The organism is Lachnospiraceae bacterium JLR.KK008 (genome assembly GCA_037015955.1).
GTDB lineage: Bacteria > Bacillota > Clostridia > Lachnospirales > Lachnospiraceae > VSOB01.
Genome location: CP143548.1, coordinates 1,206,426 through 1,230,009 on the forward strand (window position 1 = coordinate 1,206,426; position 23,584 = coordinate 1,230,009).

Consider the following 23,584-nt stretch of genomic DNA (forward strand, 5'->3'; position numbering starts at 1 on the left):
AGTATGGAGCATATAAGGAGTGGCTACTGTCAAGGGAAGTACTTGTGCGGGAGAAAAACAAAGATTTTCCCAACATTTTCTGAGAATATGAAAACTTTTTTCCAGTGTCGTGACAATATATACATGCAAGGGCAAATCTTTACAAGTCGACTTGAAAGAAGAAGGAGAATGGCTGCTATGAATAATGACGAATTCGAGCGGTTTGTCCAGAAGTTTGGAAAAGACATTCTGCGGTTTTGCCGGATGACAGCCGGAGATGCGGAAAATGGGGACGAACTGTATCAGGACACGATGCTCAAGTTGCTGGAGAAAAAGAAAAGACTGGACTCTATGCAGAACACAAAGAGTTACGCTTTATCCACTTCAATCTATCTTTGGAAAAATAAGAAGAAAAAATATTCAAACAGGATGAGGCTGGTTCCGATTGACAGTATGGACGAGATGTCTGATGAGGGATATGGGTTTACTGATTATGATAACGAAGTTTCCCCGGAACATATAGTATTAAAGCAAAATGAGGTAGACATGATTCAAGGATTCGTAAATACTTTGCCGGAGAAGTACAGAATACCAATCTATTTGTATTATTCGGCAGATATGCAGATAAATGAGGTATCCAAGATTCTTGGACTACCGGAAGGAACTGTCAAAAGCCGGATGCGGAAAGCTAAAAAGCAGTTAAAGGAAAAATTGGAGGCGATAGGATATGACAGATGAAAAATTGGATCAAATCTTAAAGCAAGCCCTTGCTCCTGAAATAAGTGACAGAGAAATCCGGATACATAGAAGGAGGAAGGATGAAATGAATAAATATGCCAAAATAGGAAAATGCGCGGTGGCGGTAGTGGCTGCTACAGTTATTGGAATCCTCGGCCTGGGATACTTTAATCCGGTACTTGCAGCAAAGATTCCATTGATTGGAAAGATTTTTGAGAAGGTTGAGGATACTGTTACCTATTCCGGAGATTATGTGGATCAGAAAACTGTCCTGACGAATGAGGATCATGCGGGAAATTTGGATACATCGGACTATACCATATCCGATAAAGGAATCACACTGACTGCATCAGAAGTTTACTGTGATGGATATTCCCTATTCCTTACAGTAAATATTGAATCAGAAGATGGAGACTTTACACACATTCCCAAACATTATACTGGTATGAATGTTACAGATGACCGGACAGCCGCAGGATTTTATATAGGAGGAACATGGAGTGTGGATGGAAGTTCACCCGAATGGCTCGAAAATACGTTTGATGGCGAGGTCATCGACAACCATACATTTGCAGGCATGCTGAAGATCAATCTTGCGGAGAAACATACGGGCAGCGGCGAACTTAACTTAAATGTAAGTGGTCTTGGTTATGATGATGACAGGATGCTTGATGGCGAGGAAATATCGGCATCTCACTGGACGGATGGCAGCTGGAATATCGTTATTCCGTTTGAAGTAAACGGAACAGATGTAAAAATAATTGAAGTGGGTGAGAAAAAGGGGAATATTACGCTTGAAGATGTAGTGGTATCTCCGTATCAGGTAATTGTCCATGCGGCGACACCAGGAGAGCAGAGGGAACTGACAGACGACAGGAGGGAAAAACTGCTTTCCATAGATCCCGATATGACGGATGCGGAAATGTTTGAACTTCTTGGGTGGTCTTATGAACCCTGCTATACAATTTGCTTTAATCAGGATGAGGAAAGGCTTTATTCGGATATGGAAATGGCAGGCAGGGCCGGATTTGCTGTTCAGGGGAAAGAGATTAATAAATTGTTTGTCTTCATTTTTGACAATCTTGATGATTGGACTCAGATGAAGGAGGAAGGAATGAACAGCAGCGCTGCAGACAGGGCTGTCATTTCAAAGGAAATTCATGTAGAGTAAGTGTTATTTACCAGTATAATTTTTGAACCCTGCGTTCAAAGTGACGATGGCGCATTGGATTATCGGGGGCTTACTATTACCAAAGCTGTCATGCCAACTTTTTCATATTTATGCTTCCAATCCTGTTTCTGTTTGACTTCGAGCGTCTATATCTATATGGTTCCTGTCATTACGGTAGTGACTTAAGTGGCAATTCTCCATGAGAAAATCATCGTCATGGCCGCGGCTGGAACGGCCATGACATTTAACTTGCCATGCGACGGCTTTTTTCTTCTGTTATCGTGTGGCAGTCTTCATATTTTGTAATCTGCCCCGTGGAAAAGGCAGGTCATCTGCCGGTTGGCAAAGTCTGCATGAGAGCAAAGAAATGCTGCTCCCTGCCGCTGCGGAAGTAATGATACCATGCTTCCAGCGTATCAGGCTGAAAGACTTCCAATCGCTCAATGATTAGTTTTGCCCATGACAAAGCTCCGGTGGAACTTGCTGTGATCAAGTTGTGGTCTGCAACAGAGGGTTTGTCAACATAGAACTGCTGTCCTTTGTAACGGGGAGCATACATTTCAAGGTATCCTGTTCCGTTGCTGGTGTGCAGGCGCCGGTCCAGCAAGCCGGCATTTGCCAGCGCAGCGGTGGCACCACAGATGGCACATACCGTAGCGCCTGTGGAGAGAAGGTCTCCTGCCTTTTTAATAATGGCACTGTGCCTGGGATCATTCCAGGTGTTTGCACCTGGCAGCAGCAGTATGCTTTTTTCATTCATCGCAATATCGTGAATGGAACAATCCGGAATTACGGACAGGCCGCCCATTGTCCTGACTGCCTCATGTGAGATACCGGCCGTTTTGACCGATATGTCCGGTGCCTCTTCCCTGAAAAAACGCTTAGAATTTAATTCCGCAGTAACATATCCCAGTTCCCAATCTGCCAAAGTATCAAGGATATAAACATAGACTGTAAACATAATCTTTCCTCCGCTTTCATTTTCTGCCATGCCATTCGTATTTTCATTGTACCAGACAATTGTTGACATCAGTATGGCAATAATCTATAGTAAAAGAAGATTATGGAAGGCGGTATCAAATGAAAGTTGACAGGCTTGTCAGTATTATTATGATGCTTCTTGATCAAAAGCGGATAGGTGCACAGGAACTGGCAGATCTGTTTGAAGTTTCGCCCCGTACCATTTATCGTGACATAGATGCAATCAATATGGCGGGTATCCCTGTTCGTTCCATATCGGGAGTTGGCGGCGGCTTTGAAATTATGCCAGAGTACAAAATTGATAAGAATGTTTTTTCGACTGCCGATCTTACCGCAATTCTGATAGGGCTTTCGAATCTTTCCAACATGATACGAGGGGATGATCTTGTCAATGTTCTTGCGAAAATCAGAAGTTTCATTCCTGCCGACAGGGCGAAGGACATTGAGGCAAAGACCAATCAGGTCTGTATAGATTTAAGCTCGTGGTCGGGCAATCAAAATATCCAACCGTACTTGCAAAAGATAAAGTCCGCTTTAGAAGATCACAAGCTGCTTACTTTTGCATACATAGCTCATCATGGGCATAAAGCTGTGAGAATAGTCGAGCCATATCAGCTTGTACTGAAAAGCAGCCACTGGTATTTTTACGGATACTGCCATGACAGAAGAGATTACCGTCTGTTCAGACTATCCCGTATGTCAGATCTGCAAATAAAACAGGAAGTTTTTGTTCCACGGGATTATCAAAAACCGGTTTTGGATTTTGAAGAAATCATACAGACGATGCAAACAGAAATAAAAATACGCATTCATAAATCTGTGCTGGACAGGGTACTTGAATTTTGCACTTTTGACCACTTTCTCCCGGATGGTGACGAGCATTACATCGTAAATTTTCCGTTTATTGAAAATGAATATTACTATGATATTCTTTTAAGTTTTGGAGTTAACTGCGAGTGCCTCGCGCCTTCGCACATCCGCACAAAAATGCGGCAAAGAATACAAAACATGGCTGTCATATATAGCGATTAACGCCCATAAAAGCTACTGTTCATAATGTTCATAAGGGACTGATTGGCAGAAAAAGGCAATCAGCCAGATACAAAGAGAGGAGGCAATTATGCTTGATAAAATACCTGACGCAGAACAAATGACAACCTTAGTTGGTGAATCTTCCTATGAAATATGGAATAAATTATGTGCCTTAATTGATGAAAAATATGAAATGGATCGACTTTGGGCCAAAGGCGGGAAAGCATGGACTTATGAATATAAATACCGCCGGGGCGGCAAAACTTTGTGTGCGTTATATGCGAGAGAGAACTGCATAGGATTTATGATAATTTTAGGAAAAGATGAACGCGTGAAATTTGAAAATGACAGAGAAAGCTATTCCGAAGAAGTTCAAAGAATCTATGATGAAACGCAGACGTATCATGATGGAAAATGGATGATGTTTGAGCCAACAGACACTTCTTTGTTTGATGATTTCATCAGATTATTACAAATAAAAAGAAAACCAAACAAAAAATAGAGAATTAACGGAAATTATGGCTGGTCGGGGAGATACCAAATTTTTAATTTTTTTTAAAAGATTTCCATAGATATTGATATGACAGGCAAAATTGTATATGATAAGAGTAACAGATAGTTTTATCTGTGAAATGGAAAAGGAGGGTGGTACAAAATGAAAAGAAAATGGGTATTGATCGGTCTTCTGACAGGGGTGATGCTGCAGACGTCCATGACGGCTCTGGCAGCACCGAAACAGATGAGCGACGGAACGGTTTTTGACGCGGCATATTATGCAAGCAGTAATCCTGATGTCAAGGCAATTTTTGGCACGAACGAACAGAATTTATACATGCACTACAAAATGTTCGGGAAAAACGAGGGCAGGCTTCCGGTAGCGCCAACGGAGTATCCGACCCCTGCAACGCAGCAAACGGTAACAAACATAATGGAGAATGGTTTCGATCCGGTATATTATGCCAACAATAACAAGGATGTTGTCGCAGTGATCGGCAACGATCCTCAACAGCTATATTTGCATTATACGTTATTTGGAAAGAGTGAGGGAAGAAAAGGCTGTGCGCCTGATTCTCAGAATACGAATACTTCTTCCAACACATCGTCTGCAACAGGCACTTTTAAGTATGGTCTTGATGAGACCCAGTATAACCGGGTAGTGCAGAGAGCAGACAGTAATGTCAGCAATGCAAAATCTCTCGTCAACAAGATCAATGATTACAGAGATGATAAGGATAAGAAAAAGGTGTACCGTGATGATCTTCTGGCAGATGCCGCAACACTGCTGGCAATGGAGATGGATGATAATGAAAGGGCTTCCAGCACTCGTCCGAACGGCAGTTCCTATTCGTCTGTATTATCGCAGTTTGGTATCAGCGGTTACGAATATCATGGTATGATCTATCAGAAAAACAATACCTCAGACATGAGCAAGCTGTTGGAAGAATGGAAATCAGACAGCAGTGACAGGTCGGAGCTTCAGAATAAGCATTACAAGTATGTGGGCGTAGGCAGAAGTAATAAATATTGGGTATTGCTGTTTACGGATTAACACTCAGAGAATGATCTGTAAGGATGATTTGTAGGAAAAACGGAAAATCAGACCGGGAATGTCAGGACAGGCGGCATTCCCGGCCTGTTTTTTAGGCTGGCCTTGAGAAAAAGGGTTAAATGGGTGTTACCTTATTTTAATTGGGGACTGAAAAGATTCAAAAAAGAATTGCTTGCTGATCTGACGACATCTGTGTATATTATCAGTGGAGGAGTAAATAACAGGGATACCCTCAGTGGACAAGGGCACGCACGCCCCTTTGTCCACTGAGGATAGGAATGGTTCTGCTCATAGGACACTGATAATATTAGACAGTTGAATGACGTTTGGAGGAAAACATGGCGATAACGATCGAAGAAATATTAGCGGAAGCAGTGCAGGCAGGGGCTTCTGACGTACATGTGGCGGCCCAGGCCCAGCCGATGATGCGTATAAACGGGAAATTGACGGCAATGTCCTACCCGAAACTTTTTTCGGAAGATGTGCTGGCACTGCTTATCTCCGTGATGACAGAGACGCAGCGACGTCTGTACGAGGAGCGGGGAGAGTACGGTATGGCTTTTGAAGTGCGTAAACTGGGAAGATTTCGGGTGAACGCCTATAAACAGAGAGAAAACGTGGCGCTTGCACTGCGTCTGATCGGGTCACGGATTCCTTCCCCGGAAGAGCTGGGAATTCCGCAGCAGGTCATGGAACTGAGAAAGAAAAAAAGAGGGCTTGTCCTTGCCGCCGGGGAAGTGGGAAGCGGCAGGACGACAACGCTGGCGGCCGTGGTCGACAGAATCAACAGTACACGCGCCACACATATCGTTACACTGGAAGCACCTGTTGAATATGTGTATGTGCATAAGAGATCAATCGTCACACAGCGGGAAGTGGGGATTGACTGTGCCAGTTATGAAGCCGGACTGCGTGCTGCCATGCGGCAGGACGCTGATGTCATCTTTGCAGGGGAACTGAGGGATGCAGGGGCTGTTGATGCTGCGATTGCAGTGGCAGAGTCCGGGCGTCTTGTCTTATCTACCGCGAACACACCGGATATTGCGTCTGCCATTGAGCGCATGGTGGATATATTTCCTATTCAGAGACAACAGCAGATCCGTAAAAGATTGTCTGCAGCCTTGGAGATGGTCATCTCACAGCGCTTTCTGGAATCAAAGGCAGAGGACAGGAGAAAAGTTTCTTTTTCTGTCCTGCAGGTGACAGACCCGGTGCGGGAGCTGATTTGCCGCGAAGAAATGGACGCGCTTCCGATCTGGCAGCAGAGGGAAGAAGTGGGGGGCGCGACAAAAGAGTGATTTTACACTTGTATTTCAGACTAAATTCCCATATAATATATATGGGAATTTTATTTTCCCATCATCTGAGAGATTCATGGCAGTTCGCCGCAAATTTCCAATTTTGAAGTGAGTCAAATCTATTATTTTAATAAGGAGAATGAATGTTCAGTACGATATTATCGGGTGCTTTCTGTGGGATCGACAGTTATCTGGTACAGGTGGAAGTCGACGTAAGTCAGGGCCTTCCCTGTATGGAGATGGTGGGATGTCTGAGCCGGGAAGCGGGAGAGGCCAAACAGAGAATACGTGTGGCATTGAAAAACATAGGCGTTCGTATACCGCCATCGAGAATTACGATCAATCTTTCACCGGCAGACCGACATAAAAACGGTACGGGTTTTGACCTGCCTGCTGCTGTCGGTCTCCTTGTTTCGATGGGAGAGATCGGGGCGGACAGGATACGAAATATTCTGTTTGCAGGAGAACTGGGTCTGGGCGGAGAACTGAAGCCTGTGAGAGGGATTCTTCCTATTGTAAAGCACGCATCTCAGATGCACGTTCCTGTCTGCATTGTGCCGGAGGCGAACTGCGCGGAGGCGGGAGTGATAGATTCGGTCACTGTGTATGGGGCAAGTCATATTTCGCAGGTGATACGGGCGTTAAAGGAAGGACCGGATGCGGGGCTCGTCAGGGCAAAGGCTGCCTGGGGAGAGAATAGTCAGGGGACTGGAAAAGAGGATTTTGCGGATATTTATGGGCAGGAGACGGCGAAACGGGCGTCAGAGATTGCGGTGGCAGGATTTCACCATCTGCTGTTGATCGGACCGCCGGGCAGCGGCAAGACAATGATCGCCAGGCGCCTGCCGACGATCATGCCGCCCCTTACATTGGAAGAAAGTCTGGAGGTTTCTTCCGTGTACAGTGTGTGTGGGAGATTGAAAGACGGAAGAATATTGGAAGAAAGGCCCTTTTTGTCGCCGCATCATACGGCTACCGGCAGTTCTTTGATCGGCGGCGGTCGGATTCCTGTGCCGGGCGCGGTCAGCCTTGCTCACAGAGGGGTATTGTTTCTGGATGAGCTGCCGGAATTTGGAAGAAGAACGATTGATATGCTTCGCCAGCCCATGGAAGATAAAAAAGTGCAGATAGCCAGGGCGTATGGAACGATCACGTATCCTTCTGATTTTATGCTGGCGGGAGCTATGAATCCGTGTCCCTGCGGCCATTACCCGGACGAGGATCGTTGCAGATGCAGTCAGAATGACATACGCAGATATTTGAATAACCTTTCGGGACCGGTCCTGGACCGGATCGATCTGTGTGTGGAGGTGCCCGGGATAGATACGGAAAAGATAGGGGAAAAGAAGCAGGGAGAGAGCAGTGAGCAGATCCGCAGCCGTGTCATCCGGGCAAGGCAGATGCAGGAGAGACGGTTTGGCCCGGATATGCGGTTTAATGGCCGCATGAGTATCAGTGAGACAGAGCGGTATTGTATCCTGGATGAACAGGGGAGGAAACAACTGCAAAGAGCGGTGAAAACATTTTCCCTGAGTCTTCGGTCTTATCACAAGATTCTGCGCACGGCGCGTACGATCGCGGATCTGGCGGGAGAAGAACAGATTGGGGTATGTCATGTCAATGAAGCGGTATACTATCGGACAGCGGCTGCTGTCTATTGGGAGAGGACGGCAGATGGACTGTAAAGAATATTGCATATTGAAATCGGATGACCGTTATCCGCGGCTGCTGCGTGGTATTGGCAGTGCACCGGGGAAACTGTATGTGAGAGGACAGCTGCCAGATGACAATATTCCTTCTGTGGCGGTGATCGGGGCCAGGAGATGCAGCAGCTACGGGAAAGAGATGGCTCGTTGGTTTGCTTCCGCGCTCGCTGAGGCTGGCGTACAGATTATCAGTGGGATGGCGCTCGGCGTGGACGGCATTGCCCAGCGGGCCGCCCTGTCTGCAGGAGGCAGGAGCTTTGGGGTGCTGGGCTGTGGGACGAATGTGTGCTATCCGCGTGCCAATCATGATTTATACGAGGCGCTTTTGAGGCAGGGAGGCATTCTGTCGGAACATCCGGCGGATACGCCGCCGCTGGCCCGGCATTTCCCTTCCAGAAACCGGATCATCAGCGCTTTGGCCGATGTGGTGCTTGTCGTTGAGGCAAAAGAACGAAGCGGTACGTTGATCACGGTGGATTTTGCATTGGAACAGGGGAAGGACGTGTATGTTCTGCCTGGCCGGATCACGGATACGCTCAGCTGTGGCTGCAATCGTCTGCTCCGTCAGGGGGCCGGTATTGCACTGGAGCCTGCGGATATTCTGGAAGCTTTTTATGGGAAAGGCAGGTTGCCGTCAACGCTTCAGGGCATGGAGCAGGAAGAGGCAGCCACGGCTCAGATGAGCCAGAAGGAAAAAATCGTGTGGAATTATTTGGGAAACCGGCCTGTTACGCTGCAGGAATTATACGGAGAGATCAGAGAGGCTGAAGAGGGGAATGTGACGGAGCTGGCGGAAATAACTGATATACTCATGGATTTTGTGCTGCAGGGAATTGTCTCACAGGAAAGGGGGAATCAATATCGGAAGAGGGGAAAGTCTGATATTGCCGATGCTTGTCACGGAAACAAAATAAAAACCACTTGCCATTCCGAAAGTTTTGGTTTATAGTTTCATAAGATTTAATTGATGAGGAGAGCAGAGCAGCGATGGCAAAATATCTGGTAATTGTAGAATCACCCGCCAAAGTAAAAACGATCAAAAAGTTTCTTGGCGCCAATTATGAGGTTGCGGCCAGCAACGGACATGTAAGGGATTTACCGAAAAGTCAGCTCGGGATCGATGTGGAGCATGATTTCGAGCCAAAATATATAACGATCAGGGGAAAAGGAGACATTCTTGCAAACTTGCGCAAGGCGGTGAAGAAAGCGGAAAAAGTATATCTGGCTACCGACCCTGACCGGGAAGGAGAGGCCATATCCTGGCATCTGCTGCACACGCTGAAGCTGGAGGGCAAGAAAGTCTACCGGATCACATTCAACGAGATTACAAAGAGTGCGGTCAGGGAATCTCTGAAAAATGCCAGAGAGATCAACATGGACCTTGTGGATGCCCAGCAGGCGCGTCGTGTGCTGGACCGTATGGTAGGCTACCGAATCTCGCCGCTTTTGTGGGCAAAAATCAAGCGGGGACTTTCGGCGGGCAGAGTGCAGTCAGTGGCACTGCGCATCATCTGTGACCGGGAAGATGAGATCAATGCCTTTATTCCGGAGGAATATTGGAGTCTGGATGTTCTCCTGGATGTGGACGGGGAGAAAAAGCCGCTGACCGCCAAGTATTATGGGACCAGGGATGCCAAGAAGACAATCGGTTCAAAAGAAGAACTGGACCGGATTCTGAAGGATCTGGAAGGGAGCTCCTATCAGGTGGATGAAGTGAAGCGGGGAGAGCGTACGAAGAAACCGCCGCTTCCTTTTACAACTTCCACATTGCAGCAGGAAGCAAGTAAAGTGCTGAACTTCTCCACACAAAAGACAATGCGTCTGGCACAGCAGCTCTACGAAGGTATTGACATAAAGGGGAGCGGCACGACAGGAATTATTTCCTATCTGCGTACCGACTCCACGAGAGTATCGGAAGAGGCGGCACAGCTGGCGAAAGCATATATCGTGCAACAGTACGGAGCTGACTATGTAGCGGGCACAGGCGGTGGAAAAAAGAGCGGACAGAAAATACAGGACGCTCACGAAGCGATCCGCCCTACGGATATCAGCAGAACGCCGATTTCTCTGAAAGGTTCTCTCAGCCGGGATCAGCTCCGGCTGTATCAGCTGATCTGGAAGCGTTTTACCGCGAGCCAGATGGCTCCGGCCAGATATGAGACGACTTCGGTGAAGATCGGTGCAGGGGATCACCGTTTTACGGTTGCCGCTTCTAAAATTGTGTTTGACGGGTTTATGAGTGTGTACACGAACGATGATGAGGATAAACAGGAAAACAATCTGCTGGCCGGCAGAATTGAGAAAGATTCCGTGCTGAAGTTCCGTGAGTTTTCTTCCAAACAGCATTTCACACAGCCGCAGCCGCATTATACGGAGGCCAGTCTCGTGAGGGCGCTGGAGGAGCTGGGCATTGGCAGGCCGAGTACGTATTCGCCCACGATCACGACGATTCTGGCCCGCCGGTATGTGACGAAAGAGAACCGGAATCTTTATGTGACAGAGCTGGGTGAGGTCGTGAACAATATGATGAAAGAAGCCTTCCCGAGTATCGTTGACGTGAGCTTCACCGCCAACCTGGAAGCACTGCTTGACAAAGTGGAAGAAGGTGTTGTAGGCTGGAAGACGATCGTTTCCAATTTTTATCCTGATCTCGATGAGGCAGTCAACAGAGCGCAGGAAGAGCTGGAACATGTACAGATCGCCGATGAAGTGTCCGATGAGGTGTGTGAGCTTTGCGGCCGGCAGATGGTCGTAAAATACGGTCCTCATGGGAGATTTCTGGCCTGTCCCGGTTTTCCGGACTGCAGGAATACCAAACCATATTTTGAAAAGATCGGTGTAGCCTGTCCGAAATGCGGAAAGGATATTGTTCTGAAAAAGACGAAAAAAGGCAGAAAATATTATGGCTGTATCGACAATCCGGACTGCGATTTTATGGTATGGCAAAAACCGGCTACGGAGAGGTGTGGGAAGTGTGGTTCCCTGATGTTGGAAAAAGGGCATAAATTGGTGTGCATGGACGAAACTTGTGGGAATATTGTGGAAAAACATAAAAATTCAGATATTGTACGAATTTCATAAAAATTTTGTGTAATTTAAGAGAAAAGTGTTGCAGAGAGGGGGAGATTATATTACAATACACTATATGGAGGGTATCCAATATGGGCAGCATACAACTACTGGACAAAACAAGAAAAATCGGAATGCTTTTGCATAATAATGAATCCAGTAAAGTGGTATTTAATGACATCTGTAATGTTATGAAAGAGATATTGAGTTCCAATGTACTTGTGATCAGCAGAAAAGGAAAAGTGCTGGGCGTTGGAATATCGAGTGGAGTGGAAGAGATCAGAGAACTGATCAATGATAAAGTTGGCGGCTATATTGATCTGATGTTGAATGAGAGAATGCTTGGTGTTCTTTCTACGAAAGAAAATGTAAATTTGCAGACACTTGGCTTTGAGAATACAGACACCCGAAGATTTCAGGCGATCATAACGCCGATTGAGATTGCCGGGGAACGTCTGGGTACGTTGTTTATCTATAAATGTGATGCGCCTTATGAGATTGATGACATCATACTCTGCGAGTATGGAACTACGGTAGTCAGTCTGGAAATGCTTCGTGCGGTCAATGAGGAGAGCGCAGAAGAGGCCAGGAAACTGTCTGTCGTCAAGTCGGCGATCAGTACGCTCTCTTTTTCCGAGATGGAAGCCATTACCCATATATTCGAAGAGTTAAATGGTCAGGAAGGCATTCTGGTGGCAAGCAAGATCGCTGACAGAGTAGGGATTACCCGTTCTGTGATCGTCAATGCTTTGCGCAAGTTTGAAAGTGCGGGTGTGATTGAGTCCCGCTCTTCCGGCATGAAAGGTACATATATAAAAGTTTTGAATGATGTGGTATTCGATGAAGTAAATAAGCTGAAGCAGCAGAAACAACAAAAGGACAGTTTTCAAAGCGAAAAAGGCAGGTGATGGTTTCATGGAGGAAACCGTAGCGTTAAAGGGACTTAGTAGGAAATAGGTCCCATTTTACGTTTATTAAGTAGAAACACCTTGTTTTTTCAGTATAAAAATATATAATAAAATAGGGTAGACTGGATTGTGGAAAGTATGCCCTTTTGTGAAGGAGGAGAGTATATCGCATGTTTCATTCAAACGTATTTGATTACATCAATGTGCTGGATAAATCGGCGGACGCTGCCTGGATTCGCCATGAGGTGATCTCCAATAATATCGCCAATGTAGATACACCGGGATATAAAAGGCAGGATGTGAATTTTGAGGGAGAGCTTCAACGTGCACTTGGGAATTCCAGGTACACAAGTGTGGATGCGAAAGTAGGGGGGCTGAATCTGAGCCGGCTGAAACCCAGGACATACACGGATTATGCAAATTTTTCCTATCGGGTCGACCGCAACAATGTGGATATTGATACGGAAAATGTGATGCTTGCTTCCAACCAGTTGAAGTACAATGCGATTATGACAGGAGTAAATCAGGAGTTTACGAACCTGAAGCTCGTAATGAAATAACAGATAAGGGGGATCACAATGAGTATCTTTTCATCGTTTGATGTGAATGCGTCCGGTCTGACTGCGGAGCGTTTCCGTATGGACATCATATCGCAGAACGTGGCCAATGCCAATACGACGAGGACGGAGGATGGCACGCCATACCGTCGTAAAGTCGTTACGTTTGCGGAAAAGGAGACACAGACGCCCTTTAGTCATGTCCTGGACGTGGCAAGAGATAATTATTCAGGCAAAGGGGTGAAAGTCACCTCGGTTCAGGAAGATTCCTGGACAGATATGAAAATGGTCTATGATCCAGCTCATCCCGATGCGGATGATAATGGTTATGTTCTCTATCCCAATGTCAATATTGTGACAGAGATGACTAATATGATCGATGCAAGCCGTGCATATGAAGCCAATGCGACAGCATTTAACGCCAGCAAGGCAATCGCCATGAAAGGGCTGGAGATGGCGCAATAGTCTGACGCGGCACCAGGTGTGAAAGGGAAGCATCAGTTTGGTGGCAAACGACATAATATGGACAAAGGGTAAGAGGTGAGTAGAGATGGATATTGCATCGCTTTATCGTGTAAACTCCGATGCCGTAGAGAAAGCGGTAAAACAGACGCAGGCGGCGAAAAAGGCGGAGGAAGCAAAAGAGGGAAAAGATGTGTTTGGCGCTATGCTCAGCAGCGCCATTGATAATTTACATACAACGAACAGTTATATTTCCGATATGGAAAACGAAGAGCTGAAACTGGCGCTCGGACAGACGAAAAATACTCATGATCTTTCGATCGCAATGCAGAAAGCATCGGCAGCCTTACAGTATACGGTCGCTGTAAGAGACAAATTTATGGATGCATATAAAGAAATTATGCAGATGCAGATCTAAGGCATGGGAGTAAAGCGAAATGACTGACAGGTTAAAAGCGATTCCGGCGAGAGTGCTGGAATGGTGGAATAAATTTACTTCAAAACAGAAGACGATTATCATATGTATTGCCGCAGGTGTCATCATTGCACTTGCGATATTGGTAACGGTTCTTACGAGGCCTCAATATGAACTGCTTGCGAACTGTGAAAGTACAAAAGAAGCATCCCAGATCACAGAACTTTTAGATGGGGCGAGCATAACCTATACTGTGTCAGATGACGGTTATCAGATTAAAGTACTGAGTGAACAGGTGTCAGATGCCAATCTTCTGCTGGGTGCCAACAATATTCCGGCTGCAGCCTATGGGATCGACAATGTGACAAACGGCGGTTTCTCCACGACGGAGTCAGACAAACAGAAGAGATATAAACTCTATCTGGAAAGTCAGATGGAGGAAGATCTCGTTCGGTTTGAGACTGTCAAGAAAGCGGACGTACAGTTGTCACTCCCGGAGAATGACGGTACACTTCTCTCCAAAAACGAGGAATCGTTTGCCAGCATTATTCTGGAGTTGGACGGGGAGTTCACACAGGAAAACGCGGCGGCTATGGCACAGTTTGTCAAGACGGCGCTTGGTAATGAAAATGCGGATAATATCACAATTCTTGACAGTCAGGGAAATCTCCTGTTTTCGGGGGAAGACAATTATTCTCTGACAGGTACTGCCAACAGCCAGCTCTCTGTGAAGCAGCAGGCAGAGCGGCTCGTCAAAAATGAAGTAAAAAAAGTGCTGCTGGGAACGAATCAGTATGATAATGTAGAAGTGGCAAGTAATCTTGCTCTTGATTTTTCCTCCACGGAGATTACGGAGCATGATTTTACGCCTGCAGAGGGGCAGTCTCAGGGCGTCCTCAGCCACGAAAGTATTTTCAGTGCAGAGAATATAAACAGTTCCGGCAATCTGCCAGGAACAGATTCTAACAGCGAGACGACGTACGAAATGCAGGACAGCGATCAGTCCTCATCCTCCCAGTCAGAAGAGTCCAGAGATTATCTGCCCAATGAGCGGGTGATGTCTCAGACGATTCCGCCGGGACTGATCAAATATGAGGAGTCATCCATATCGGTCACTGCCATTACATATAACGTACAGAGAGAAGAAGATATTAAAGCCCAGGGACTGCTTGATGGCATCAGCTGGGAAGAATACAAGGCGGCAAACGGGGCAAGAGTTGCGCAGCCTGTCGATGACGATATGATCAATGTGGTGTCCAAAGCGACCGGTATCGCAGTGGAGAATGTTGCGATGGTGGCCTATGAGGAACCGCTGTTTATTGACAAAGAGGGCTTGAATATTCAGGCGACGGATGTTATCCAGGTTATATTGATCCTTATTATTCTGGGATTACTTGCTTTTGTTGTATTCAGAAGTATGAGGAGCGAGAAACCGGCAGAGGAAGAGGAAGAGGAACTCTCCGTGGAAAATCTTTTGCAGTCCACGCCGGAATCGGAGCTGGAGAACATTGCCGTGGAAGAGCGGTCAGAGACTCGTAAGCTGATTGAAAAATTTGTGGACGATAATCCGGAAGCGGCCGCAAATCTGCTTCGGAACTGGCTGAACGAAGATTGGGGGTAAATAAGATATGGCAAATGACTCAGGGTTATCAGGTCTGCAGAAGGCAGCCGTACTGCTGATCGCATTGGGACCGGAAAAGTCTTCCCATATCTTTAAACACTTAAAGGAAGACGAGATTGAGGAGCTGACGCTGGAAATTGCAAATACGCGAAGTATTACGCCGCAGCTGAAAGAAACTGTGATTGAGGAGTTCTATCAGATCTGTCTGGCACAGCAATATATCGCGGAGGGCGGCATCGGGTATGCGAAGGAGCTTTTGGAGAAAGCTCTGGGAGAGGACAGAGCACGCGATGTGATTGGCAAACTGACAGCGTCGCTGCAGGTTAAGCCTTTCGAGTTTGTCCGCAAGACAGATGCGTCTCAGCTGCTCAACTTTATACAGGATGAACATCCGCAGACGATTGCACTTATTATGTCCTATCTGTCTGCGACGCAGTCGTCAATGATATTGTCAGCGCTGCCTCCGGAACGTCAGGCGGATGTTGCGAAACGTATTGCCATGATGGACAGAACGAGTCCGGATGTCATTAAGGAAGTGGAAAAAGTGCTGGAATCCAAGCTGGCTTCTCTTGTCAATCAGGATTACACCATTATTGGCGGCGTCGATGCGGTCGTGGAGATCTTGAACTCCGTAGACCGTGGTACGGAAAAACATATCATGGAAACACTGGAGATTGAGGAGCCGGAGCTTGCCGACGAGATCAGGAAGAAAATGTTCGTATTCGAGGATATTCTTCTTCTGGACGACAGAGCGATACAGAGAGTATTGCGCGATGTGGAGAACAGCGATCTGGCGATTGCGCTGAAGGGTGCGAACGAGGAAGTAAAAGCTGCAGTCTTCAAAAACCTGTCAAAGCGTTTGGCTGCCATGATCAAGGAAGATATGGAATTTATGGGACCTGTCCGCATGAAGGATGTGGAAGAGGCACAACAGAAGATCGTAAATATTATCAGAAAACTGGAAGATTCTGCTGAAATTGTTATTTCCAGAGGTGGAGGAGATGAAATTGTTGTCTAGTAACTTGCTGAAGGGGAACTGGGTGCAGTTTCAGAACGATGACACAAGGATTATCAATAGTAACAGGATTATAGAGCAACGGATAGGAAGCTCCGGCAGCGGGGCGGGAGAAGATACAGAGGAACACACGGAAGGATTTACAGAAGGGTTAAAGGTTGAGGAACTAAGCGGTCTGACAGCTGATCCGGAGGATGGTTCCAATGTAATCAAGTCTGAGGAGCCGGTTCCTGCGGCGCCTGTTTATGAGGGACCGAGTCCGGAAGAGCTGATTGCTCAGGCAGAGGAGGAGATCCTCCAGAGAAAGAAAGATGCGGAAGCGGAGATTGAGGCCTATCGACAGCAGGTGATTGAAGAGGCCAGGCAGGAAGGAAGAAATCAGGGCTATATTGACGGCACGGCTGCCGCACAGTCAGAGATTGAAGAGACAAAGCGTCAACTTGAAGCGGCATATAACAACAGGCTTCAGGAGCTGGAACCAGAGCTTGTGAAGCAGTTGACGGGTATTTATGAACATATATTTCACATGGAATTGGGAGAGTATCAGAATCTTGTCATGCAGCTTTTGGAAGGATGTATGCAGAGGATTGAAACAAGCAGCAGTTACATCATTCATGTCAGTCCTGACGATTATCCGTTTGTCAGTATGCAGAAAAAGCTGCTGATCGAAGGACTGGGAAACAGAAATGCCATGCTGGAAGTAGTGGAAGATATGACAATGAGAAAAAATGAATGTATGATCGAGGCAGACGACGGCATATATGATTGCAGCCTGGATATACAGTTGACGGCGCTGCGCAGAGAACTTCTGGTTCTTTCCTATGAAGGCGTGGAGTAAGACAGATCATGATTGATTTATCGAAATACGAAAAACTGAAAGATCGGGTCTATTACAAAAAGCTCGGCAAGGTACTGAATGTGGTAGGTCTGACGATTGAGTCTGCAGGGCCGGATGCCAAGCTGGCAGATATTTGTTTCATACATCCGGAGGGAGATGAAGGGTCAGGCATCATGGCGGAGGTAGTGGGCTTTAAAGACGGAAGGACATTGCTCATGCCTTATGAGAATACCGAAGGTATCGGTATTGGTAATCTTGTCGAAAATACGGGTAATTCCCTGCGGGTTGCGGTTGGTGATTTCCTTCTCGGTAAGACATTGGACGGTCTGGGCAGACCGACAGATGCGGCTGTTCAGATACCGCTTGGCGCTCCCAGTTATTGTGTGGAGTCAATGCCTCCGGATCCGATGAGCCGCACGATCATTGATGAGCCGCTTCCGCTTGGCGTGAAGGCAGTAGACGGTCTGATTACTGTGGGAAAGGGACAGAGGATCGGCATTTTTGCAGGTTCAGGTGTGGGAAAATCTACACTGATGGGTATGTTTGCCAGAAATACAAAAGCAGAGATCAATGTCATTGCGCTGATTGGTGAGCGTGGCAGGGAAGTCAGAGAATTTATAGAGCGCGACCTTGGGGAAGAAGGTATGCGCCGTTCTGTAGTAGTGGTGGCTACATCGGATAAACCTGCACTGGAACGAAATAAAGCAGCCAAGACGGCGACTGCTATTGCAGAATATTTCAGAGACCAGGGAAGAGACGTGTTGTTGATGATGGACTCTCTGACCCGTTTCTGTATGGCGCAGAGAGAAATTGGTCTGGCAACCGGTGAACCACCGGTGACGAGAGGTTATCCTCCCAGTGTGTATTCAGAATTGCCGAAACTGTTAGAGCGGGCCGGCAGAGATGCGAAAGGTTCGATTACCGGACTGTATACGGTTTTGGTAGATGGCGATGACTTTAATGAACCGATCACGGACACTGCGCGAAGTATTCTTGACGGACATATCATGCTCAATCGTAAGCTCGCTCATAAAAATCATTATCCTGCGGTGGATATTTTGCAGAGTATCTCCCGATGTATGTCTCAGGTAACAGAAAAAGAACACAAAAAAGCTGCCGGCAAACTGAAGAATGTGCTGGCTACTTATAATGAAGCGGAAGATTTGATCAATATTGGCGCTTATAAAAAGGGCAGTAATCCGGGCATTGACTATGCGGTGGAGAAGATAGAAGCCACGAATGAATTCCTGATGCAGGATGTGGACAGCAAGTACACGTATGAAGAGACGATACAGATGCTGCAGGCATTGTATGAGGAGTGAGCAGTAGATGTCAAAGTTTGTTTACCGGATGCAGAATATCTTAAATATCAAGCAAAAGCTGGAAGATCAGGCACGGATGGATTTTGGCCTGGCAATGGCGAGGCTGCGGGAAGAAGAGGAAAAACTGGAATTTCTGCAACAGCGAAAACAGGGATATGAGGAGCAGGCAAGAGAATCGCTGCGTGCTGCGCTTAGAGTAAACAGGATGCGTGAGAACAAAGAGGCGATCCTGCGCATGGATGAATATATGGAAGAGCAGAGGCAGGAAATAAAAAAGGCGCAGAACACTGTTGAAGTGGAGCGGCGCAAGCTCCAGGCGTCGATACAGGAGAGAAAAATACAGGAAAAATTGAGAGAAAATGCCTTTGAAGAATTCATGGGAGAAGAGAAGGCGAGAGAAAGCCGGGAGATCGATGAGTTGACCAGTTATACATACGGGCAGAAGAAGATCGAGGAAGCAGCTGCGGAAGCATAAACGAGCAAACAAGGAGAGGCGGAGACGGCGCCGGAGAAACTATGGCAAGAAAGACGACCCAGGAAACAGAAAATGAGAATATGGAAAGTGAGCAGACAGCTGACGACAAAAAGCGTCTGAAGGAAGAGAAGAAGAGACTGAGGGCTGAGCAGAAAGCACAGAAAAAAGAAGCCAAGCGCCGGGCGAAAGAATTGGATGCCCAGGAAGAGCAGATGGATGAGGAGTCGGAAAGTGGTTCGACGCCGATCGTTCTTGTCACTTTTATTATTGTAGTGATCTGGATCGCTATTCTGGCAATTCTTATTAAATTAGATGTGGGAGGTTTCGGTTCCACCGTTTTGCGTCCTGTGCTTGAAAATGTTCCGGTAGTCAACAAAATACTTCCGGCGGAAAAGATGGCGCAGCCGATGGGAGGAAGTACGGCAGACGAGTATTACGGCTATACGGATCTGCGCGATGCGGTGGAACAGATCAAACGTCTGGAGCTGGAGCTGGAGAATGCACAGTCCGGTAACGCGGAAGTTCAGGACAGGATCGCGGAGCTGGAGGCGGAGATCGAGCGTCTGCGTACGTTTGAGGACAATCAGGTCGCTTTTGAAAATATTAAAAATGAATTTTATGACGAAGTAATTTATTCAGATAAAGGGCCAGGGGCAGAGGCATTTCTGAAATATTATGAGTCTATGGATCCGGCTACGGCAGAAAAGCTCTATAAGCAGGTGGTGGCGCAGCAACAGGTAGATTCGCAGATACAGGATTATGTCAATGCGTATTCTGAGATGAAACCACAACAGGCGGCCGCTATTTTTGAGGCGATGCAGGATGATCTGGACTTGGCTGCCAAGATATTAGGGGCGATGGATGCTGAGACAAGGGGTAAGATTTTGGGTGCGCTGGATGCGGAAGTGGCGGCCAGACTGACCAAAATTATGGATCCGGAATCTTAATTTCCGGGGATAAATACCGATATACATTTTGTATATACATGATATAAAGGTACCTTGAAAATTTAAGAAAGGAGGAGACAGATGACCAGCACAAATGTAACAAAAGCGGCGGGTCTGTTACTGGGGAACACAAATATTGGTCCCGCAGGAACAGGAGCGGCAGGCGGAGCCGACAACGGTTTTTCTGAGATCATGAACCGTACATCAAAAGACAGCGGCAATCAGTTTCAGAAAACGAGAGATGAAGTACAGTCGACAGTGGCAAAGGCGCCTGTTAATGTAAGTAAAATAAACCGCGGCAATGTAAAAAATGTCAGAAACGAAGAGTCAGGAAAGACTACTGCCAAAGAGGAAGAAGGCAAGATTTCCGATACTACGGAAGAGGAAAAGGCAGAAATCGACGAAGCGACCGAAGAGATTGTTGAGGAGGCCGTCACCGAGATTAAAGAGGCCATTCAGGAGGAATTGGGAATCTCTGAAGAGGAACTGGAATCGATCATGAGTATACTCGGGCTGACAGCCGCAGATCTGTTGCAGCCGGAAAATATGCAGGCTATTGCCATGGCGGTGGCAGGAGAGACCGATGAGCTGTCCATGCTGACAAATGAAACACTGTATCAGAATGTTCAGAATCTGACAAATGTGGTGGAAACGGTTCGGGCGGATGTGCAGGCGGAGCTTGGAGTCGATGATGAGCAATTTGCACAACTGTTGGAGCAGATGGAAGTAAGTGACGAGCCACAGGAGGCGATTGAGATTCCGGAACTGTCAGTGGAAACAGAAAGCAGAGAACCGGTGGCAGTCGCACAGCAGCAGGAGGAAGTTGACCAGCAGGAAGAGACAGAACCACAGCAGGAGACGGCGGAAATCAAAACACAGACCGGTGAGAAACGGACAGAGAACAGTGTCAGAGAAGAAGAGACACAGACGACTCCGGTCAGGGCAGAGAGAAATACCTCGCAGACAGGAAGAGAGTCCGGAGGAGAAAGCCATGAAAGCGGCAACCCCTTTTTACAGGGCTGGAACCGTACCGGATTGGATGCGTGGGAGGCAGATCCATTGCAGAGCCGGACAGAGATACCGTTTGAGACAGTGGATACGCAGGATGTGATGAATCAGATTACGGAGTATATGCGTATGGAAGCAAGACCTGAAATCACGGAACTGCAGCTTCGTCTTCAGCCGGAAACACTGGGTACGCTTCATATTCACCTGACAGCAAAGGAGGGCGCGCTGACTGCACAGTTTGCGGCGGAAAATGAAGCGGTGAAGGCGGTACTGGAAGCACAGGTTGTACAGTTAAAGGAAAATCTGAGCGAACAGGGTATCAAGGTGGAGGCGGTGGAAGTAACGATCGCCAGTCATGAATTTGACAGAAATTTTGCGCAGAATGGGGAACAGAATTCCCAGTATCAGGAGCCGAGAAAAAAAGGTGTGCGAAAGATCCAGCTTGATGACAATATTCCGCTTGACGAAATGGAGCTCTCCGACGAAGAGCGCCTGACTGCGGAGATGATGGAGCAGAATGGCAATACAGTGGATTTTATGGCATAAAGGAGGAGAAAAGCATGAGTTTGGTAGCACCTGTAAAAAATGGTCAGGTTCAGGATGTGACACAGGCTACTTCCGCGGAAGAAACAAAGAAAAGCAATAGTACGCTTGATAAACAGGCATTTTTGCAGTTACTTGTGGCACAGATGAAATACCAGGACCCGTTGGAACCGACTTCCAACACAGAATATATTTCACAGCTGGCTACTTTTTCCAGTCTGGAAGAGATGCAGAACATGCGCGGCGCCATGGAGATGCAGAGGGCGTCAAGTCTGGTTGGTCAGGAAGTTTATGTCAAGACGACGGATGCAGATACAGGAAGTACAGGTTTTATTCATGGCAAGGTAGATTTTGTAACTTATCAAAATGGCAAGGCCTATGTTTCCGTAGGTGGAAATACGTATCCGCTTGATGATGTGGACAGCATTTACGACGCTGAGTATTCCGAGGCATATGAGAAAGCATATGAATGGACAGTGGGGCTGAATAAGCTGCCGGCACTTTCCAAGGTTACTCTTGCACATGAAGAAGATATTATGAAGTTAAAGGAAATCTATGATGGTATGACAGATTACCAGAAGACGTTCCTGACGAAAGACAATCAGAAGAAACTTGAAAACTATGTAGAGCGGATAGAAACCCTGAAAAAGAACCAGGAAGAGGAAGACAATAAGACGGAAGATACCGACAAAACCGAGGGTTCTGATAAAAATGACGGGTCCGACAAGACGGAAGGCACTGACAAGACCGAGGATTCTGACAAAACAGAGGGTTCTGATCAGACAGATGGGTCTGACAAAACGGAAAGCTCTGACAAGACCGATCAGGCAGAAAATGCTGATAAGGTAGACGGAACGGGTGGCAAGGCACAGGGGAGTGATAAAACACAGGAAGCCGGGGAGACAGAAAAAACCGGAGAGATCGATCAAGTGGAAGGAGAATAAGCAGTGAAAGTGCAGGATAGTCAATACCTTTCCGCACTGCAGTTCCAGGATCAGTTTTACCACCAGAAGACCGCGGCAGGAAAACCACAGACTTATACGGACGGGATGTCTTTTCAGGATATTCTGACGCAGAAGACAAGGCAGACGGACGGCGGACTGAAGTTTTCCAAACATGCGATGGGCAGGCTGGCGGACAGAGATATCAGGCTTACGGACGAACAGATGGAGCGTCTGAGCGATGGAACGCAGAAAGCCGGTGCGAAAGGAATCAGAGAGTCGCTGGTGATCGTAGATCAGCTGGCGTTTATTGTAAACGTACCCAATCAGACAGTAGTAACAGCGATGGATCAGACAGAGACACAGACAAATATATTTACCAATATTGATGGAGCCGTAATCATGTAGCCGGACCTCAGGGAGGCTGCTGTTCCCGACTGACAGACGGAACAGATACGGATCATTCGACAGGAATTAGGAGGTCATATTAACTATGATGAGATCAATGTTCTCTGGTGTGGCAGGACTTAAGACACATCAGACAAAGATGGATGTAATCGGTAATAATATCGCAAACGTCAATACGACGGCGTATAAATCCAGTTCGATCAATTTCAGCGAGCTGCTCTATCAGACGACATCCAAGGCTTCAGGGCCGAATGCAACGACAGGTAAGGCAGGTATCAATCCACGACAGATTGGTCTTGGTGTACAGACCGCGGCGATCAACACGAGCATTACTTCCCAGGGTGCGGCACAGTCGACGGGCAATCCCTTTGATGTCAGAATTAAGGGAGAATCGTTCTTTGTTGTTAGTGACGGTAATACGAATTATTTCACGCGTGACGGCTCTTTCTATGTTGATCCGGCGGGAAACCTGGCTATGACGTCGAATGGTTTCAATGTCATGGGCTGGGGTGTCGATGAGGCAACGCAGACGATCCGTAAAGATACGGTGCAGGCGCTCCGAATCATGAGCAGCGCCAATATGACGTATCCGCCGGAGGCG

General features: G+C 47.0%; 23 protein-coding genes and 1 pseudogene. 23 read left to right on the forward strand and 1 reads right to left on the reverse strand.

Annotated features, from left to right (window positions below):
* Positions 1-177 precede the first annotated feature (177 nt).
* A complete protein-coding gene (locus V1224_06015; GenBank protein WWR16984.1) occupies positions 178-717 on the forward strand; it encodes an RNA polymerase sigma factor in 540 nt (179 codons plus the stop codon).
* 85 nt (positions 718-802) lie between these two features.
* Positions 803-1,888, forward strand: coding sequence for a DUF4179 domain-containing protein (locus tag V1224_06020; GenBank protein ID WWR16985.1), 1,086 nt, complete (start codon positions 803-805; stop codon positions 1,886-1,888).
* Positions 1,889-2,216: 328 nt separating this feature from the next.
* Here the strand turns inward: V1224_06020 and V1224_06025 are convergent, their stop codons facing one another.
* Positions 2,217-2,849, reverse strand: a complete 633-nt coding sequence (locus V1224_06025; protein WWR17430.1) for a DJ-1/PfpI family protein — start codon at positions 2,847-2,849, stop codon at positions 2,217-2,219.
* A gap of 119 nt (positions 2,850-2,968) precedes the next feature.
* Here V1224_06025 and V1224_06030 point away from each other — a divergent pair, with 119 nt between their 5' ends.
* The 21 genes and pseudogenes from V1224_06030 (at position 2,969) to V1224_06130 (ending at position 23,368) form a co-directional block, all read left to right on the forward strand.
* Positions 2,969-3,901 carry a YafY family protein gene (locus tag V1224_06030; protein ID WWR16986.1) on the forward strand — a complete coding sequence of 311 codons (933 nt, stop codon included), beginning with the start codon at positions 2,969-2,971 and terminating at the stop codon, positions 3,899-3,901.
* An 88-nt stretch (positions 3,902-3,989) separates the two neighbouring features.
* Positions 3,990-4,403 (forward strand): DUF3788 domain-containing protein, encoded by a 414-nt coding sequence (locus tag V1224_06035; GenBank protein WWR16987.1) that lies wholly within the window; start codon positions 3,990-3,992, stop codon positions 4,401-4,403.
* 153 nt (positions 4,404-4,556) lie between these two features.
* Positions 4,557-5,450 carry a CAP domain-containing protein gene (locus V1224_06040; protein WWR16988.1) on the forward strand — a complete coding sequence of 298 codons (894 nt, stop codon included), beginning with the start codon at positions 4,557-4,559 and terminating at the stop codon, positions 5,448-5,450.
* Positions 5,451-5,788: 338 nt separating this feature from the next.
* Complete coding sequence (locus V1224_06045; protein ID WWR16989.1) at positions 5,789-6,748, forward strand: PilT/PilU family type 4a pilus ATPase; 960 nt, start codon at positions 5,789-5,791, stop codon at positions 6,746-6,748.
* Between the two features lie 143 nt (positions 6,749-6,891).
* Entirely contained in the window at positions 6,892-8,433 is a 1,542-nt protein-coding gene (locus V1224_06050) for a YifB family Mg chelatase-like AAA ATPase (GenBank protein ID WWR16990.1), read from the forward strand.
* Positions 8,423-9,403: a DNA-processing protein DprA gene (gene dprA, locus V1224_06055; protein WWR16991.1), complete on the forward strand. Its 981-nt coding sequence runs from the start codon at positions 8,423-8,425 to the stop codon at positions 9,401-9,403. The genes V1224_06050 and dprA overlap by 11 nt, the downstream gene beginning before the upstream one ends.
* 38 nt (positions 9,404-9,441) lie before the next feature.
* Complete coding sequence (topA, locus tag V1224_06060) at positions 9,442-11,535, forward strand: type I DNA topoisomerase (protein WWR16992.1); 2,094 nt, start codon at positions 9,442-9,444, stop codon at positions 11,533-11,535.
* An 80-nt stretch (positions 11,536-11,615) separates the two neighbouring features.
* Positions 11,616-12,431 (forward strand): GTP-sensing pleiotropic transcriptional regulator CodY, encoded by an 816-nt coding sequence (codY, locus tag V1224_06065; GenBank protein ID WWR16993.1) that lies wholly within the window; start codon positions 11,616-11,618, stop codon positions 12,429-12,431.
* Positions 12,432-12,601: 170 nt separating this feature from the next.
* Complete coding sequence (gene flgB, locus V1224_06070) at positions 12,602-12,991, forward strand: flagellar basal body rod protein FlgB (GenBank protein ID WWR16994.1); 390 nt, start codon at positions 12,602-12,604, stop codon at positions 12,989-12,991.
* Between the two features lie 18 nt (positions 12,992-13,009).
* On the forward strand, positions 13,010-13,453 hold the full coding sequence (gene flgC, locus V1224_06075) for a flagellar basal body rod protein FlgC (protein ID WWR16995.1): 444 nt from the start codon (positions 13,010-13,012) through the stop codon (positions 13,451-13,453).
* Between the two features lie 85 nt (positions 13,454-13,538).
* Positions 13,539-13,868 carry a flagellar hook-basal body complex protein FliE gene (fliE, locus tag V1224_06080; GenBank protein ID WWR16996.1) on the forward strand — a complete coding sequence of 110 codons (330 nt, stop codon included), beginning with the start codon at positions 13,539-13,541 and terminating at the stop codon, positions 13,866-13,868.
* Positions 13,869-13,887: 19 nt separating this feature from the next.
* Positions 13,888-15,486 carry a flagellar M-ring protein FliF C-terminal domain-containing protein gene (locus V1224_06085; protein WWR16997.1) on the forward strand — a complete coding sequence of 533 codons (1,599 nt, stop codon included), beginning with the start codon at positions 13,888-13,890 and terminating at the stop codon, positions 15,484-15,486.
* A gap of 7 nt (positions 15,487-15,493) precedes the next feature.
* Entirely contained in the window at positions 15,494-16,504 is a 1,011-nt protein-coding gene (gene fliG, locus V1224_06090; protein ID WWR16998.1) for a flagellar motor switch protein FliG, read from the forward strand.
* Positions 16,497-17,339, forward strand: coding sequence for a FliH/SctL family protein (locus V1224_06095; GenBank protein ID WWR16999.1), 843 nt, complete (start codon positions 16,497-16,499; stop codon positions 17,337-17,339). Before fliG ends, V1224_06095 begins: the two co-directional genes overlap by 8 nt.
* 8 nt (positions 17,340-17,347) lie before the next feature.
* Positions 17,348-18,661, forward strand: a complete 1,314-nt coding sequence (fliI, locus tag V1224_06100; GenBank protein ID WWR17000.1) for a flagellar protein export ATPase FliI — start codon at positions 17,348-17,350, stop codon at positions 18,659-18,661.
* A gap of 7 nt (positions 18,662-18,668) precedes the next feature.
* On the forward strand, positions 18,669-19,136 hold the full coding sequence (gene fliJ, locus V1224_06105) for a flagellar export protein FliJ (GenBank protein ID WWR17001.1): 468 nt from the start codon (positions 18,669-18,671) through the stop codon (positions 19,134-19,136).
* A gap of 41 nt (positions 19,137-19,177) precedes the next feature.
* On the forward strand, positions 19,178-20,083 hold the full coding sequence (locus tag V1224_06110; protein ID WWR17002.1) for a hypothetical protein: 906 nt from the start codon (positions 19,178-19,180) through the stop codon (positions 20,081-20,083).
* Between the two features lie 81 nt (positions 20,084-20,164).
* Positions 20,165-21,637 carry a flagellar hook-length control protein FliK gene (locus V1224_06115; protein WWR17003.1) on the forward strand — a complete coding sequence of 491 codons (1,473 nt, stop codon included), beginning with the start codon at positions 20,165-20,167 and terminating at the stop codon, positions 21,635-21,637.
* 14 nt (positions 21,638-21,651) lie between these two features.
* Entirely contained in the window at positions 21,652-22,578 is a 927-nt protein-coding gene (locus V1224_06120) for a flagellar hook capping FlgD N-terminal domain-containing protein (GenBank protein WWR17004.1), read from the forward strand.
* A gap of 3 nt (positions 22,579-22,581) precedes the next feature.
* Positions 22,582-22,983, forward strand: coding sequence for a TIGR02530 family flagellar biosynthesis protein (locus tag V1224_06125; protein ID WWR17005.1), 402 nt, complete (start codon positions 22,582-22,584; stop codon positions 22,981-22,983).
* A 97-nt stretch (positions 22,984-23,080) separates the two neighbouring features.
* Positions 23,081-23,368, forward strand: a pseudogene (locus V1224_06130) (flagellar hook-basal body complex protein).
* Positions 23,369-23,584 lie beyond the last annotated feature (216 nt).